Source organism: Actinospica acidithermotolerans, from assembly GCF_018139625.1.
GTDB lineage: Bacteria > Actinomycetota > Actinomycetes > Streptomycetales > Catenulisporaceae > Actinospica > Actinospica acidithermotolerans.
Genome location: NZ_JAGSOH010000150.1, coordinates 1 through 15,106, shown reverse-complemented (window position 1 = coordinate 15,106; position 15,106 = coordinate 1). Strand labels below are relative to the sequence as shown.

Below are 15,106 nucleotides of genomic sequence, written 5' to 3'. Positions count from 1 at the left end.
GGCTCCGCCCACCGCCCCGCCACCTCGGCCTGCTGGCATCGGCCGAGGTGGCGGGGCGGTGGGCGGAGCCGAGCGCGTGTGCCGGGTTCACGGTGGGCGGGCTGGCGGCGCATCTGGGGTGGCAGGTTCAGTCGGCGCGCTGGGCGGTGGAGTCGGAGCGCCCGCAGGACGGGGCGGTGGTCACCGCGCTCGCGGCGCACTACGAGCAGGCGGCGTGGGTCGGCGCGGACCTGGACACGCCGGTGAACCGGGGCATCGTGGAGACGGGGGAGACGCGGGCGGAGCAGGGGCCCGCGGAGGTGCTGCGGCTCACCCGGGAGGCGCGCGAATACCTCGCCGAGTGCTTCGGCCGGCTCTCGCCGGAGGAGGTGATCGCGATGCCGTGGATCGAGGGCCGCGCGATGACCCTGAACGACGTGCTGACCACGCGGGTGCTGGAGCTGGTGATCCACACCGACGACCTCGCCGCGAGCGTGGGCCTGGAGACGCCGCCGGCGACGGAGTCGGCGTATGAGCGGGTGTTCGCGCTGCTGATCCCGCTGGCGGCCCGCCGCCACGGCCCGGTCGCCCTGCTGCGTGCCCTCTCGCGCGCGGAGCGGGCGCCGGAGTCGGTCTCGGCGTTCTGACGGTTCCGGCCGGTCTGACGGTGAGGAACAGCCGTCGTGCGGGGACGGCGGGGCTCGTCGGCAGGTCGGCCGTGCCGATGCTCGGGGCGGTTCGCGCTTCGCGGCGCCGGGCCCCGTCAGCCGCGCCGCTTGCCCCTCGGTCGCCTGCCCTGCGCGTGGTCGATGATCGCGCGCAGGCGGACGGCCTCGGTCTCGGTGCGGTTGGGGTCGGCGAGCTTGGTGCGCGCGGCGTCGGGGATGCGGGGTGCCGGGTCCGAGACGCTGGCCCGTCGCATGACGGTGAGGAACAGCCGTCGTGCGAGGACGGCGGGGCTCGGCGGCAGGTCGGCCGTGCCGACGGTCACGAGGGTGCGGGCCAGATCGTAGGCGGGGTCGCCGGCCGCGGCGTTCGTCCAGTCGATCACGACGGGCCCGTCGGCGGTGATGATCACGTTGAGTGGGTGCAGGTCCAGGTGGACCACCGCGTCGCCGTCCCGGTCGGCGAAGTGGCGCGGCGGCGGAAGCCAGTCGGGGGCAGGGACGGCACCGAGCCGGTCGTGCAGCCGGGCGAGTTCGCCCGCGTAGCGGCCGAGCCGCCAGGGCTGCTTCTGCCAGGCCTCCAGCAGCGTCGGCCCGTGCAGCCTGTCCATCACGAGGTCGGTGCCGGTGGCCTCGTGCACGCGCGGAACCGGGTAGCCGTGCGTCGCGAGGTAGTCCATCACCCTCGCCTCCAGCTGCGTCGCCGAATGACTCGGGTCCCGGTACCGGCGCAGGACGCGGGTGTCGTCGAGGGCGTAGACGTCGGCGTCGCGGCCGCGGGCGAGCAGCGGCAGGCCTTCGGTGTCGATGCTCACGGCTTGCGCGCCTCGATCAGGAACCGGGTCGTGGTGGCGAGGAACGGGCCGTCGGCGTGGATCTGGTCGTGCAGCGCGCGCAGCCGTTCGCGGTGGGCGTCGACGGTGAATCCCGGGACGATCCAGATGACCTTGCGCAGGAAGTAGATCATCGCGCCGACGTCGTAGAACTCGGTGCGCAGCTCCTCGTAGCGCAGGTCGACGACCTCCAGGCCGGCGGCTTCGGCCTCGGCGCGGGCGTGGTCGGGGTGCCGGGCGTCGAGGGCGCGCCGGTCCTGCGGTCCGAGGAAGAACTCGGTGACCTTGGCGACGCTGCGGGGTCCGACCTGCTGGGAGAGGTACGTGCCGCCGGGTTCGAGCACGCGCGCGATCTCCGACCAGTGGGCGCGCACCGGGTGGCGGCTGGTGACCAGGTCGAAGGCGCCGTCGGCGAACGGCAGCGGCGGCTCGTCCCGGTCGGCGACCACGACGACGCCGCGCGGGCGCAGCAGCCGGCTGGCCTTGGCGAGGTTCGGCGGCCACGACTCGGTCGCCGCCATGACCGGCGGCAGTTTCCGCGCGCCGGCGAGCACCTCGCCGCCGCCGGTCTGGATGTCGAGGGCGGCGGAGGCGGCGGCGAGCCGTTCGGCCATCAGGCGCTGGTATCCCCAGGAGGGCCGCTGCTCGGTGGCTCGCCCGTCCAGCCAGGAGAAGTCCCAGCCGTCGACGGAGACCGATTCGGCTTCGTCGACCAGTTCCTCGAACGTGCGCGCCGACGCTGTCATGGCCCCCGATGATAGGCGTCGGAACCTGCTGAGAGCCCTCGGTTTTTCCGCGCGGCAGCCGGTCACCGGCGGCGGCCCCCGATGGCGCCCGTGAGCGGTCGTCAGCCGCCGAGCGCCGCGGAGATCTCCTCGATCAACGCGTCCGGCACGGGGGCGCCGATGGCCTCCCAGCACCGCCGTCCCTCGGCGAGCGCGGCCCGCAGCGCGGCCCGCAACCCATCCAGGTCGGCCGCCGACGTCGCCGCCACCAGCGCCTCGATCGTACGCGGCGGCAACTCCGCCTCCGCCGCACGCGAGGGCGTGAGCCAGTGCGCTGTCTCCCGGTCGGCGAGCCGCGCCATCCACAGCAGGTGCCGCTGGACGTGGCCGAGCGCGTCCCACGCGCGCAGCAACTCCCCGCGCTCGACCAGGTGGTACGCCAACACGACCCAGTTCAGAAACCGGTCGCAGTACTCGGAAACCGCGTCGCCCGGCGCTGCCGGAGTGCTCACCCGCTCCGGCAGCGCCCGCAGCAGCCGCTCCAACCGCCCCGACCGGTCGACGACGATCATCCGGTCGACCGGTGCGCCGCGCTCGGGCCACGTGGAGAGCGATCCGTAGTGGCTGACGCTCGCGAAGTGGAACTCGCCGCGTACCAGCTGCGGGAAGATCGCCACGTGCGCGCCGAACTCGTTGCGGATCAGATAGCTGACCGGTGCGATCCGCGCGCACCACTCGGCCGGATCAGGCCGCCCGCGCGCGGTGAAGAAGAGCCAGAACTCGATGTCGCTGTGCTCGTCCGCCTCCCCTTTCGCGAAGGACCCGTACATCAACGCCCCGTCGAGCCCCGGATCCGCCCGGCAGACCGCCTTGACCCGCTCGATCAGCTCCAGTTGCAGCATCCGTGCAGGCTACCGCTCTACGGCGGGTGCGTGTCGGAGGCCGCTGCTAGCGTGGAACGCATGACGAATCCGCTCCCGCGCAGCGCCGCCGAGCGTGAGGAGCACGTTCTCGAGCGTTCCGGGTCGGAGGCCGAGGTCCGGGTCGCCGCCGAGGGCGCTGAGCGCAAAGAAGGCGCTGGGGGCGAGGAGGGTGACGGGCGGCCGGACGCGGGAACCGGCGCCGGGTACCTCCAGGTCACGCGCGCGGCATACGACACGGTCGCCGCCAGCTACGCGGACCTGCTCGCCGACGACCTCGCACAGCAGCCGTTCGACCGCGCCGCCCTTGCCCTCTACGCCGAACTCGTCCACTCAACGGGGGCTGACACCGGCACCTGCACCCGCACCGGTCCTCGCATCGGCTCTGGCACCGGTCCTGGCGCCGGTCCTGGCATCGGCTCCAGTACCGCTGCCGGGGACGACGCCGCGCCGCCGCGCGTGGCGGACATCGGCTGCGGGCCCGGACGCATCACAGCGCACCTGGCCGCCCTGGGCCTCGACGCCTCCGGAATCGACCTGTCCCCGGCGATGATCGACGAGGCCAGGCGCCGTCACCCCGAGCTGACCTTCACCGTCGGCTCGATGACGGACCTCGACCTCCCGCCCGGCGAACTCGACGGAATCGTCGCCTGGTACTCCGTCATCCACATTCCGCCGGCCGAGCATCGTGCCGTGTACGCGGGCTTCCATCGTGCCTTGAAGCCGGCCGGCCAGCTACTTCTCGCGTTCCACGTCGGCGACGAGCGCCGCGTGATCACCGACGCGTACGGTCACACCGGCCTGCGCTACGACGCCTACCGGCTCCGGCCCGACCGCGTCGAGCAGGACCTCGCCGCGACCGGGTTCGCGCACGTCGCCCGCTTGACCCGCGCGCCGATCGGCCGGGAGGGGAGCGCCCAGGCGTACGTGCTCGCCCGGGCGCTCCCCGCCGCACTCGATCACTGATCAACGACAACCGGTCACCGATCACTGATCACCGATGACTGATCGCTGGACGGTGCCGCCGGTCAGCCGCCGGAGGTGAAGGACACCACCTGCTGGAAGGTCGGCCGGTTCTGCCAGGTCGTCTCGGGGTGGTCGATGCCGCCGAGCGGGTCCTGGACGATGCTGTCCGCGCACCACTGGTTGCCCGCCGAGCAGTACGAGTCCGCCGGGTACACCGTGGACGCGGACTCCTGCGACGCCGCGACCAGCGAGTTCAGCAGGGCGGTGCGGCAGGCGGCGAGGCTGCCGCCGCCGCAGTAGGTCACCGGAAGCGGGTCGGTCACCGACCGGCCGAGCACGCTGCGCAGGTCCTTGCTGACGTAGCCCCACCAGCCGAACTGGAACGCCGAGCCCTTATGGGTCTGCGCCATGTTGTCCGACTCGATGGTCCCGGAGACGGTGATCTGCTGGCCGCCCGAGGGCGAGTCGTTGGTCTGCATGTCCGCGTCGAGGGCGTCGAACAGGCTCGTGCCCATCCCGGATTGGAACTCGGCTTCGAGCAGCAGCGGCCACCAGGCGTCCATCAGCTGAATCGCCGCCGAGTTCGCGAACGTCTGCGAGGTCGAGGAGGTCTCCAGGATCCTGCTGCCGCCGTTCATCCACGTCGTCAGCTCCGAGACCAGCGACGCCTCCGTGGAGTCGGTCACCGTCGAGGAGTTGATCACGTCCAGCAGCAGCGGCAGCACCTGCGTGCCGCGCAGGTCTGTTGTCGCAGCGGTCTCCATGACCTTGATCAGCGAGGACTCGGTGAACTTCGCGCCGGTGGCGAGGTAGTTCTCGATCCCGGTGTTCAGCAGGTCGACGCGCTGGACCGGGCCCCAGCTGTAGTTGCCGTCGGCGGCGCTGTAGCCGAGGGCCTGCTTGTTGTTCCAGCTGACGTAGTAGTCCTGATCCGTCGAGTTCGGATGCGCGGAGGATGCGGTGTCGGACTCGGTGTAGGTGCTCGGGCTCCAGCCGACCCACTCGTCGGCGCTGTCACCCCACAGCGGCAGGTTCGGGTCGGTGCCCTGGGCGCGCACCGGGTTCTGGCCCGAGTTGTAGTACGCGGAGTGCGCCGAGTTGACGTAGAACCAGTTGAAGTCGAAGTTCACGTATGCGGCCGCCGACTCGAACCCGGACGTGCTCGACATGACCGACGGGTCGTTGAACAGCATGAAGCCGATCGCCGAGTCGGCTTCATGCATGTACTGCGATCGCTGGACGGTGTACGCGACCGGTTTCCCGCCGATCGTCGCCGTGTACTCGACGAGGCCGAAGTCCGTCCGGTACATCACCAGGTCGTACGAGCCGGCCGCGGTCGTGTCGGCGGCCGTCGGGCTCCACGCGTCCGAGCGCACGAGCTTCGTCATCGGCGTGCAGACGCCGTTGTCGATGTACGCGGTCGAGCTCGTCGTCGCGGCCGAGCCGTCCGTGTTGCACAGCTGCACGGCGAACGTGTCCGACGTGCCCTGCTCGCCCGAGGTCGCCGACCACGCGTAGCTCTGGCCGCGGCCGAGCTCGACGTACATGCTCAGGCCCGCGAACGACGCGCCGCGCGCGCTCAGGCCCGGGCCCTCGACCTCTTCGAGCATCAGCAGCTGCGGCGCGAAGTAGCCGGTCTGGGGGCCGAACACGGCGATCGGGTTTCCGGAGGCGGTGTCCTTGCCGGAGACGACCAGCGCGTTCGACATGCCGCGATGCTGCTCGCCGGGTGCGGGCACCGTGACCCCGGGCATCGCGCCGCCGTCGCTCATGCCGACCAGCTTCGAGGCGTTGCTACGGAGCGAGGCCGGCAGCTTCTTCGCCAGCGCCGCGACCTGCCGCGCCGTCACCGCGGCACTCGCCTTCGCCGTCGTGGCCGAGGTCGACGCCGTCGCGGACGTCGCGGATGCCGTAGACGCCGCGGACGTCCTCGATGTGGCCGACGACTTCGAGGACGGCTTCGCGGAGGACTTCGCGGCGGATTTCGCCGCGGAGCCGGAGGCGCCGGTGCCGGTGGCGTTCTGCACGATGTTCACCGCCTGCACCGACCCGGCGTCCGGCATCGCGAGGCCCGTCTCACCCGTCGCCTCGCCGTACGGGAAGCTGGTGCCGTTGTGGATGGTGAGCGTCGCCTCGGTGTCGTTCTGCTCGCGCAGCCCGCTCCAGACCGCGTCGCCCTTCGTCGTGCCGTACTCGGCCTCGGCGGCCTCCTTCACCAGCGCCGACTGCAGCTGCTCGCCGCCGCCGTTGCCGAACAGCGCGCCGATCACGTCGGAGATCGCGATCAGGTCCGTCTCGGTGAACGGCTCCATCGACTGGCCGGTCAGGTCGTACTCGCCCGGGAAGTCGTTGGCCGCGGTGACCGCGGAGATGTACGCGTTGATGCCGGCGAGGTAGTTGTCGATGTCGGATTTGACCTGCGCGCCGTAGCTGCCGTCGCCGGCGAGGGCGGTGACCTGAGCCTGCAGGTCGGCCTCGGTGTACGGGGCGCCGCGCCACAGGTTCTGCTCCAGCGCCTGGTTCGCCGAGGCGCCGCCGGCGAACGAGGTGAGCTCGCCGCGGCCGAGGTGGCGCAGCAGGTCCATCACCCACAGCCGCTCCTGCGCGCCGGCGTATCCGGCGCCGTACTCGGCCTCGGCGCGGGTGGTGCCGGTGATGTGCGGAATACCGGAGTCGTCGAACTTGATGGTGACGCCGGTCTCCGGGGTCTCGGTGGACTGCACGTCGGCGGAGGAGACCCCGAGGGCGGAGGAGTTGTAGAACTGGTCGATCTGCGCGTCGGTCAGGCCGGTGGAGGCGGTGGCCAGGTCGGAGTAAGGGCCGAGCTGGTCGTTGCTGTTCGACGGGTAGGTGCCGAAGACCTTGTACAGCAGGATCTGGGCGAGGGTCTCGTTGCCGTTCTCGCCGGCCGGCAGGATGTCGTAGCACTGGCCGCCGCAGTCGTCGACCACGGACAGGGCGGCCGCGTTCGCGTGCTGGGCGGCGGTGGCCGCGCCGGCGGCGGACGTCGCCGCGAGAACGGCCGCGGCCACGGCGGCGAGCAGGCGGCGCGCCCGCCGGCTGCCGCCGGCGAGGAGGGGCGGGTGTAGGGATCGGTTAGGGCGCATGCGGACCCTCCCGGGGCATGTGGGAGTGCACGGGAAGTTACGGGAGCCTGGCGATCCGTCAACTTACTGCCGGGTAAGGTCAAATGTCTGCCAAGCACGGACCTGTGCACGGCAAAAACATGAACGCGAACCTTCGTTTGCCCTTCATCGGGCCTCGAGCGACCGCCCAGAGTCGGCGCCGCATACCTCGAGGTGCGGCTGCGGCGAGCTGGTGACTGGGGGAGGCTCACTGGCCCGTGCGGCGTCGGGCGGTGGCAGGGAGAGGTGACTGGCCCGTGCGGTGTCTGGCCGGTGGCTGGAGGAGGCACACTGGCCGGCGCGCCGGTGCTCGCGCGCCACCTCGACGCGTTCTCGCTCGTGCTGGCGGGCGGCGCCGCGGGCGCGATGTTCCCCAACAGCCGCGGTCTCAGGGTCGGCGTGCCCCATGGCGTCCTGGAGGTCGTCGAGGTCAGCGCCGCGTTCGGTGGCCAGGGCGGCGAATCCGCTACGCCCGGCGCCGCCTCAGGCCGGCGACGGCTCCCGAGGGCCCAGGAACGGCAGCCGGGCCGAGTCCACCCCGAGCACGGCGCCGACCGCCAGCAGCACCCCCGCACTACCGGTCGCCAGATCCGCCGAAAGCCGCAGCGAGCCGTCCCCGGGAAACGCGAGCCGGCCGCGGTATCCGACGGCGTGCCAGGCCAGGCGCCGCATCTGATAGAGCGCGGCCGGATCGGGCGGCGGCGACCCAGCGACGGACCGCGGTTCCAGCTCTAGATCGGGCGGCGACCCAGTACCAGACCGCGGTTCCGGCGCTGGACCGGGCGGCAGCGAACCAGCGACGGACCGCGATGCTGGATCGGGCGGCAGCGAACCTGTACCGGACCGCGGATCCGGCGGTGAATCGGTCGGCGAACCAGTACCAGACCGCGGTTCCGGTGCTCTATGTGGCGGCAGCGACCCAGCAACGGACCGCGGATCCGGCACTGGACCGGGCGGCAGCGAACCAGCACCGGACCGCGGTTCCGGTGCTCGATGTGGCAGCAGCGAACCAGCAACGGACCGCGGATCCGGCGTCGGGTGCCGGATGTTCGGCGACGCGCTGTCGGCGAGTGCCATGGCCAGCCCGGCCCGGCCGTCGAACAAGCCGGCGTGCGCGCAGAACCGCGTCGCCGCGGCACGTCGACGGATGGTGGCGAGGACCGCGCGGAACTCGTCGTCGTCATGGTGCGTCAGATACCGCCGCAGAACGAGCCCGATCCCCGGACCGCCGTCGGCCAGCCCCGCAGCCGGCCGGCCCCCGGCCTCCCCGCCCGGATCGGCAGCCGCGTGGCATGCCAGATCCATCCGCAGGGCAGCGTGCGCTCGCTGCAGCCAGTCGGCGTGCCCGGTGTGCTCGTAGAGGTGCAGGAACAGCAGCGCGGGCCCGCTGGCCCCGCGCATTAGACCGGCGCGCGCTGGCGCGCCCGCAAACCGTGTGCCGGAACTGCCCCTGGTTCGTGCCATGTCACGCTGTGCCAGTACTTCCGCCGCCAGCCGGCCGGCCTCGACCGCCGCTCCGTACAGCTCGCGGTCCCCGCTGCGTGCCGCCAGGTGCAGCAGGTTCAACCCGATCCCGGACAGGCCTCCCGACAGGTCCGGGCCGAGCCGCTGCCAGCTCTCCTCCAGCGCGACGTCGACCAGCCGCAGGGCCGCGCTGCGGTACCCGAGCAGGTCGAGCACGTAGGCGATCCCGTGCATGCCGTCGTAGAAGCCGAGCCGGACCTGCGACGGCGGCATGTCGCACGCACGACGCACCAGCCAGTCCACGTGCTCATCGGCGACCTGCGCTCCGGTCGCGTGCAGCGCGTAGAGTACCCCGGCCGCTCCGTGCGCCAGGCCGAGCCCGGCTCCCGGGTGCGCGAACTGCCGGACGTCTCCGGGGAACAGCCGGTCGCCGCGCTGCGGGCTGGCCATCGCCGCGATCGACGCGCGGATCGAGTCCCGTACCGCCGGCCAGTCGCCGCCCGCGATCGGCGCGTCCAGCGCCCGCACGGGCAACGCCCCCCGGCCCGCCGTCACGATCCGCTGCACGGCCTCGTCCAGGAACCGGCCGGGCACGTCAGGGAACTGCCCCCGGATCACGTCCGCCAGCGCGCGAGCCCGGCTCCGGTCCAGCGGCAGCAGGTCCGTGAACGGCAGGAACAGCGCCAGACGCAGGCAGGCGAGCGCGTACTCGTCCACGGCCCGGCCGGTCACTCCGGCCGGCGCCGGGAAGCCGCCCGCCGCGAACAGCGAACGTCCCAACTCGCCGTCCGGGTCCGGGACCGGGACCGGGACCGGGACCGAGGCCGAGTCCGAGTCCGGGGCCGGGGCTGGCGCCGGGGCTGGCGCCGGGGCCGAGGCCGAGCCGCCGCACCCGACCAGCGTCACCGACCCGATCAGCGTCACCGACCCGTCCGGCCGCACCATGACGCTCGACGGTCGCAGGCCGTTGAGCACGACCCCGCGTTCATGCAACGCGGCGACCGCCCGCTCCACGTTCCCCAGCACGCCGAGCGCCCACGCCGTGTACTCGCGTACCGCACCTGCACCCGCACCCGGCTCACCGCCGCCGCCACCGAAGCCGCCGCCCCCGTCGTAGCTGCCGCTGTCACCACCGAAGCCGCCGCCACCACCTCCGCCACCTGAGCCGCCCGCCAGCGGGAACCTCTCGCCGGACGCCGCGTCCAGCGTCCGGCCCTCGACGAATTCGAGCACGAGGAACCGGTGCCCGCCGGCCTCGAACCAGTCCAGCACCTCGGGCACGACGCCGCTGCCGGCCGCCGCCCGCAATGCGTCCCGCTCCCGTTCGAGCCGGGCGGCCGCGTCCAGGCCGTCCCCGGCCAGACCCGCGTACGGCCGGGCCTCCTTGAGCACGACCGTCCGGCCGGTGCGCGCATCGGTCCCCTGATAGAGCCCGCCGCCGTTCGAGAAGTGCAGCGCCCGGTCGATCGTGTACGGCATCGCGGCGAAGCGGTCCGCGCGGCGGGCTTCGAGGTGCGGGACGAGGAAGTCTGGCAGCGTCACCCATCGCGGCGGCGCGAACGCCGGTCCGGTCCGGTCCGGCACCAGGCGCCCGCGCGGATCGGCGATCGCGGGCACCGAGGCGCCGGAGGCGTCCCGGCAGTAGCGTGCGGTGAAGCCGCCGTAGCGCACGTACAGCGGGCCGGCGCCGTACCGCAGATCGCTGAGGATGGCCGGGCCCGGCCGGCCGCCGAGGACGTCGTCGAGCTGCTTGAGCGTGCGCTCCAGCTCCGCGTCGTCGGCCGGATAGATCGTGGCGAACTTCCCCGCGCCGTCGCGGTCGGCGTATACGGAGTTGCGCAGGAACAGCAGCGCGGGCGAGCGCAGGAACGCGAACGGCAGCCGCGCCGGGACGCAGTGGTCCCACAGTGCGTCGAGGACGCCGGCGGCCGACCCGGGCGTGGCCGCGACGTGGATCTTCCAGCCCTGCTCCGGGCCGCGCGGCTCGCCGTTCGGGCGCAGCAGTCGGCGGCCGCCGGCGGCGGACGCGCTCCAGCCGTCGGGCACTGGCCGCCTGACGTGCTCGAACGCGTCCGCCGCATCCTCGCGGGCGCCGGGATGGTCGTAGAAGAGCGGATCGGCCAGGCAGTACGGTTCGTACCTTCTATCCATGCGTCGGTCCTCTCCCCTCGGTACGGCGCCAGTTATCTCAGCCTTCGAGCACGAGCGGCAAGGCAGCGCGCAGCGGCGAAACGCGCCCCCGGCGAACCCCCCGGAATCACCCGCGCACCCATCTGTGGTACTACACCTCCGGTTCCGGTTCGTACGCGTGTTCCAGCGTGAGAATTTGAGAAAGAATCCGAGCCCTGCACGGCGCGCGGGCGCGCGCCGTGGGACGATGAGCGCGCCATGACAGACGAAGGCCTGTGCCCGCGAGCGTTGCGCGCCGCCGTTTTCACCGCGGCGTGCGTCCTGCTGTCCGCGGTCACCTTCGCCGTCATCGGCCGCGGCACGGCCCCGCTGTGGGCGGTGGTGATCGCAGCCGCCGCTCTCTACCCGCTCGCGTACGTCGGCGGCGCGCGCGCCCGCGGCACGGCCGGGATCACGGCGTTCGCGGTCCTCGCGCAACTCGGGCTCGACTACTGGTTCGCGCTCGCGCAGCTCGACCAGACCGTGGTGCGCGGCTGCGGGCTGATCCAGGCGCTGCCGCCGATGGGGGAGTCCATCCGCTGCGCCCAGACCGCCGCGCCCGAACCCGCCGGCCTCGCTCCGGACGGCACGCTGCACGTCGGCCTCGCCCTGCTCCTCGCGCAACTGCTCGTCGCGCTGGTCAGCGCCCTGTTCCTCGCCGGCGGCGAGCGCGCGCAGCTGACGCTGCGCAGCCCGCTCGGCCGACTCGCCTCGGCCGGGTCCCTCATGCGCCGCTGGTGGCCGGTGCTCGCCCTCGCGCTCACCCGCCTCGCCGCGCCCGCCGGCCCGCTACGGACCGCGCCCGCGCCCCGCGCGGCCTGCCGAATCCGCCCGAAGCGTCTGGACCTGCGGCACGCCGTCGTGCGCCGCGGCCCGCCCGCAACCTCCTGCACCGCGCTCGGTTAGGTTCCCGCCCCCCCCGCACCACACCTTCGGCACGCTCACTCGGCTGACGACGTATTCAGCCGCGATCCAGCCGCGTTCGTGCCGTGCAGTGCCGTGCTGTGCTGTGCCCGGGCGACCTGCGTCGCGCTCGGCTAGGTCCCCCGGCGCCGCCCCACCCTCGGCAACGCTCACCCTCGGCTGACGACGACTCAGCCGCGCCCAAGGCGTGCCCCGTGCCGTGCCGTGTCCGGGCGACCTGACCGCCCATCAGCAAACAGCCCATGCCGTATTCCACGCGCAGTCAGGAGTTTCCCCCGTGAGCACCTCGCATCCCGCCGCGCCCCGGCGCGGTTCCGGACCGGGTTCCGCGGCACGCCGCCGCATCGTGCACGAGCAGGCCCTCGCCGCCAAGCGGCAGCGCCAGCGCCGCACCGCCCTCGCCTGCATCGCCGTCGTGATCGCCCTGTTCGCAGGCCTCGTGATCGCCAAGGTCGCCGACCACCCGTCCACCGCCAGCCAGGCCGCGACCACGACCAGCGCGTCCACCGCCGCCGACGTCGCCGCCAAGGCCACCTCCGTCCCCGCCGCCGTGTACGCCGCGGTCGGCACCGGGGGCACCACCGCCCAGGCCGAGGCCGTCCCCGGCGGCACTGCCCTGACCCTCGACGCGAAGCCCGAAGTCCTCTACCTCGGCGCCGAGTACTGCCCGTACTGCGCCGCCGAACGCTGGCCGCTCGTGCTCGCGCTCAGCCGCTTCGGCACGTTCACCGGCCTCGCGCTGACCGAGTCCAGTTCGAGCGACGTCTACCCGAGTACGAACACGTTCACCTTCCTGCACGCCACCTACACCAGCAGCTACCTGGCCTTCCGCTCCGTCGAGCTCTACGACCGCAACGACCAGCCGCTGCAGAGCCCGACCGCCGCCGAGCAGCAGCTGCTGCAGAACGCCGGCCAGGGCGGCATCCCGTTCATCGACCTCGGCGGCACCACGATGCTGCGCAGCTCCGGCTACAGCCCGCAGGTGCTCTCCGGCATGACCTGGACGCAGATCGCCGCCGCCCTCACCGACGCCGACAGCCCCAGCACGAAGGCGATCGTCGGCACCGCGAACCGCATCACCGGCCAGCTGTGCGGCCTGACACACGACCAGCCCGCCGCCATCTGCCAAGCCCCCGAAGTCCGCGCCCTGGAGTCCGCCTCATGACCACCGCAGCCACCCCGCGCCCCCCGCACCGGCAGCCGAAGCCGCAGTCGAAGCCCGAGCGGAAGCCGGAGCCGGAGCCGCAGTCGAAGTCCCAGTCGGAGCCGAAGCCCCAGCCGCAGCCGCAACCGCAGTCGAAGCCGCGCACGCAGCGTAGGCCCGGCGCCCCGAGCACATCAGTCGCCCCGGCCGGCTCCGCCGGCTCCGCCGTCCCCGGCTGGATCGCTCCCTCCGCCCTCATCACCGCGGCCGCCGGCCTGGCCGTGTCCGCGTACCTGACGGTCGCCCACTACACGCAGTCGGTCACCCTCGCCTGCCCCGCGACCGGCGCGATCAACTGCGAGAAGGTCACCACCAGCCCCGAATCGCTGCTGCTCGGCATCCCCGTCGCCGTCCTCGGCCTGCTGTTCTTCGCCGCGTTCGCCGCACTCGCCCTGCCCGCCGCCTGGCGCTCCCGCTCCCCGCTGGTGCGCACCGCGCGCCTCGCGCTCGCCGTGCTCGGGGTCTGCTTCGTCGCCCGGCTCGTCTACGCTGAACTGTTCGAGATCGACGCGATCTGCCTGTGGTGCACCGTCGTGCACGCGCTCGCGATCGCCCTGTTCGCGATCACCGCCCTGGCCACGGCCGCCACCGCCACCATCCCCGAACCCGCCTGACGTCCGCCGGACCGCCAGGGAGCGGCACCCGGTCTGTCTCTGCCCGTCACCCGCTGGACTCCGCGTTCCACTGGACGCGCGGCGGGATCAGGCGGGCGCAGACCGGGTGCCCCTTCTCGTCCGTCATCGTCAGCCGGGCCCGCAACTGACCGCGCTCGACCGCCTCGGCCAGCATGTGCGGGGTGACCGCGCTCAGCAGCAGCTTGCCGCGGCGGAGCATCGTCGGCCGTCCCTCGGCGTCGACGTCCACCCAGGACAGGTAGACGAAGCGGCCGCCGAGCCGGTTCTGGATGTACGGGCCGTTGAGCACCAGGCCCTCCGCCTCGCTGGTCGACGCCGTGCACGGCAGCGACCAGGAGACCCGCTGGGCGTCACCGCGCTGCAGGTCGAGCAGTTCGGTCGGCGCGTCCTTGCGCTGGACGGCCACGTGGATGTTCGCGTATCCGGGGAAGTCGCCGCCCGGCGGGCAGCTGAGCCCGGGCAGGTCGGTTCCGATGATCCGCAACGTGACCTCGCCGCTCCGATGCGCCGCCATGCCCGCTCCTCACGCAGCCCGGCCCTGCCCGGCCGAGGTGGGCGGGGCCCCGTGCCTTCGATGCTAACCGCGCCCACCGACGCGCGCGCGGCTCACCGCATCCACCCCGCCTGAACCCATCTGACCAGCCACGACGCGTCCCACAGGCGCAACGAGCCCGACGAACTCGGCCGCCTCGACGGGCTCGACGCACCAGGCAGGGCCCCACCGGCCTGACCCCACCCCTCCCGGCCTGATCCGACCCGATGAGGCAGCCCGGATCTACCACGGGAGCGCCGCCGCCGACCCGGCCCGGCCCGACTCGACCCGGCCCGACTCGTCCGCCCGGATTCACCAGGGCTCACCAGGGCTCACCAGGGCAGCGGGCCGTCTGCGCTGAAGTACCCGCCGGTCGGCCCGTCCTGCCCGAGCCGCGCCATCCGCACGATGATCCGCGCGCCCTGCTCGACGGTCTGCGTGCCGGTGTTGCCGTTCAGGTCGGTCTTCGTGAAGCCCGGCTCGACCGCGTTGATCCGCATCCCGGGGAACGCCTTCGCCGTCTGGATCGTGATCATGTTCACCGCCGCCTTCGAGGCCGGGTAGGCCACGCCCGGGTAGAAGTGCGTCGGGCTCTGCGGGTCGCTGAGCGAGGCCAGCGAGGCGAGCCCGCTGCTGACGTTCACGATCACCGGCGACGCGGAACGCTGCAGCAGCGGCAGGAACGCGTGCGTGACCCGCACCGTGCCGAACACGTTCGTCGCGAACACGTACTCCATCTGCTCCGCGGTCACCTCCGCCGCGCCGATCACCGCGTTGCCCGGCCCGCGCCCCTCCACCCCGGCGTTGTTGACCAGCACGTCCAGCCCGCCGGCCGCCTCGATCGTCTTCGCCGCCGCCGCCACGGACGCCTCGTCCGTCACGTCCAGCACCACCAGCCGCGCCCCCGCCCCCAGCGCGGAAACCGCCTCCCGCCCACGGCCCTCGTCCCGGCTCCCGACCCACAC

At 73.0% G+C, this 15,106-nt stretch carries 12 protein-coding genes; 5 read left to right on the top strand and 7 right to left on the bottom strand.

Going from position 1 to position 15,106, the window contains the following annotated elements; genetic code table 11:
* On the top strand, positions 1 to 626 hold a 626-nt coding region (locus KDK95_RS30685), incomplete at its 5' end, for a maleylpyruvate isomerase N-terminal domain-containing protein (RefSeq protein WP_212521834.1).
* A gap of 116 nt (positions 627 to 742) precedes the next feature.
* Here the strand turns inward: KDK95_RS30685 and KDK95_RS30680 are convergent.
* From KDK95_RS30680 to KDK95_RS30670, 3 genes are all read right to left on the bottom strand, one after another.
* The gene (locus KDK95_RS30680; RefSeq protein ID WP_212521833.1) at positions 743 to 1,459 is read right to left on the bottom strand and encodes a phosphotransferase; all 717 of its coding nucleotides are present in this window, start codon (positions 1,457 to 1,459) and stop codon (positions 743 to 745) included.
* Positions 1,456 to 2,223 (bottom strand): class I SAM-dependent methyltransferase, encoded by a 768-nt coding sequence (locus KDK95_RS30675; protein ID WP_212521832.1) that lies wholly within the window; start codon positions 2,221 to 2,223, stop codon positions 1,456 to 1,458. The genes KDK95_RS30680 and KDK95_RS30675 overlap by 4 nt, the downstream gene beginning before the upstream one ends.
* A gap of 101 nt (positions 2,224 to 2,324) precedes the next feature.
* On the bottom strand, positions 2,325 to 3,104 hold the full coding sequence (locus KDK95_RS30670; protein WP_212521831.1) for a nucleotidyltransferase domain-containing protein: 780 nt from the start codon (positions 3,102 to 3,104) through the stop codon (positions 2,325 to 2,327).
* Positions 3,105 to 3,164: 60 nt separating this feature from the next.
* On the opposite strand from KDK95_RS30670, the gene KDK95_RS30665 reads away from it, so the two are divergent.
* Complete coding sequence (locus tag KDK95_RS30665; protein WP_212521830.1) at positions 3,165 to 4,088, top strand: class I SAM-dependent methyltransferase; 924 nt, start codon at positions 3,165 to 3,167, stop codon at positions 4,086 to 4,088.
* A gap of 62 nt (positions 4,089 to 4,150) precedes the next feature.
* Here KDK95_RS30665 and KDK95_RS30660 read toward each other — a convergent pair whose 3' ends face one another.
* Both KDK95_RS30660 and KDK95_RS30655 read right to left on the bottom strand, forming a co-directional pair.
* Positions 4,151 to 7,195 carry a penicillin acylase family protein gene (locus tag KDK95_RS30660; RefSeq protein WP_212521829.1) on the bottom strand — a complete coding sequence of 1,015 codons (3,045 nt, stop codon included), beginning with the start codon at positions 7,193 to 7,195 and terminating at the stop codon, positions 4,151 to 4,153.
* Between the two features lie 501 nt (positions 7,196 to 7,696).
* Positions 7,697 to 10,828 carry a class III lanthionine synthetase LanKC N-terminal domain-containing protein gene (locus KDK95_RS30655; RefSeq protein ID WP_212521828.1) on the bottom strand — a complete coding sequence of 1,044 codons (3,132 nt, stop codon included), beginning with the start codon at positions 10,826 to 10,828 and terminating at the stop codon, positions 7,697 to 7,699.
* A 237-nt stretch (positions 10,829 to 11,065) separates the two neighbouring features.
* Here KDK95_RS30655 and KDK95_RS30650 point away from each other — a divergent pair, with 237 nt between their 5' ends.
* The 3 genes from KDK95_RS30650 (at position 11,066) to KDK95_RS30640 (ending at position 13,588) form a co-directional block, all read left to right on the top strand.
* Positions 11,066 to 11,752 (top strand): hypothetical protein, encoded by a 687-nt coding sequence (locus KDK95_RS30650; RefSeq protein ID WP_212521827.1) that lies wholly within the window; start codon positions 11,066 to 11,068, stop codon positions 11,750 to 11,752.
* A gap of 295 nt (positions 11,753 to 12,047) precedes the next feature.
* Complete coding sequence (locus KDK95_RS36415) at positions 12,048 to 12,935, top strand: DUF929 family protein (protein ID WP_212521826.1); 888 nt, start codon at positions 12,048 to 12,050, stop codon at positions 12,933 to 12,935.
* Positions 12,932 to 13,588, top strand: coding sequence for a vitamin K epoxide reductase family protein (locus tag KDK95_RS30640; RefSeq protein ID WP_212521825.1), 657 nt, complete (start codon positions 12,932 to 12,934; stop codon positions 13,586 to 13,588). The genes KDK95_RS36415 and KDK95_RS30640 overlap by 4 nt, the downstream gene beginning before the upstream one ends.
* Positions 13,589 to 13,634: 46 nt before the next feature.
* On the opposite strand, the gene KDK95_RS30635 is transcribed toward KDK95_RS30640, so the two are convergent.
* A complete protein-coding gene (locus KDK95_RS30635) occupies positions 13,635 to 14,123 on the bottom strand; it encodes a DUF5990 family protein (RefSeq protein ID WP_212521824.1) in 489 nt (162 codons plus the stop codon).
* Positions 14,124 to 14,473: 350 nt separating this feature from the next.
* Positions 14,474 to 15,106 (bottom strand): SDR family NAD(P)-dependent oxidoreductase (locus tag KDK95_RS30630; RefSeq protein ID WP_212521823.1); only part of this gene is annotated, 633 nt, incomplete at its 5' end.

What these genes read in the sequence shown, in the direction of transcription:
- KDK95_RS30660 (WP_212521829.1), bottom strand. Translation starts at nt 7,195, where the DNA reads ATGCGCCCTAACCGATCCCTACACCCGCCCCTCCTCGCCGGCGGCAGC.
- KDK95_RS30675 (WP_212521832.1), bottom strand. Translation starts at nt 2,223, where the DNA reads ATGACAGCGTCGGCGCGCACGTTCGAGGAACTGGTCGACGAAGCCGAA.
- KDK95_RS30655 (WP_212521828.1), bottom strand. Translation starts at nt 10,828, where the DNA reads ATGGATAGAAGGTACGAACCGTACTGCCTGGCCGATCCGCTCTTCTAC.
- KDK95_RS30640 (WP_212521825.1), top strand. Translation starts at nt 12,932, where the DNA reads ATGACCACCGCAGCCACCCCGCGCCCCCCGCACCGGCAGCCGAAGCCG.
- KDK95_RS30635 (WP_212521824.1), bottom strand. Translation starts at nt 14,123, where the DNA reads ATGGCGGCGCATCGGAGCGGCGAGGTCACGTTGCGGATCATCGGAACC.
- KDK95_RS30665 (WP_212521830.1), top strand. Translation starts at nt 3,165, where the DNA reads ATGACGAATCCGCTCCCGCGCAGCGCCGCCGAGCGTGAGGAGCACGTT.
- KDK95_RS30670 (WP_212521831.1), bottom strand. Translation starts at nt 3,104, where the DNA reads ATGCTGCAACTGGAGCTGATCGAGCGGGTCAAGGCGGTCTGCCGGGCG.
- KDK95_RS30650 (WP_212521827.1), top strand. Translation starts at nt 11,066, where the DNA reads ATGACAGACGAAGGCCTGTGCCCGCGAGCGTTGCGCGCCGCCGTTTTC.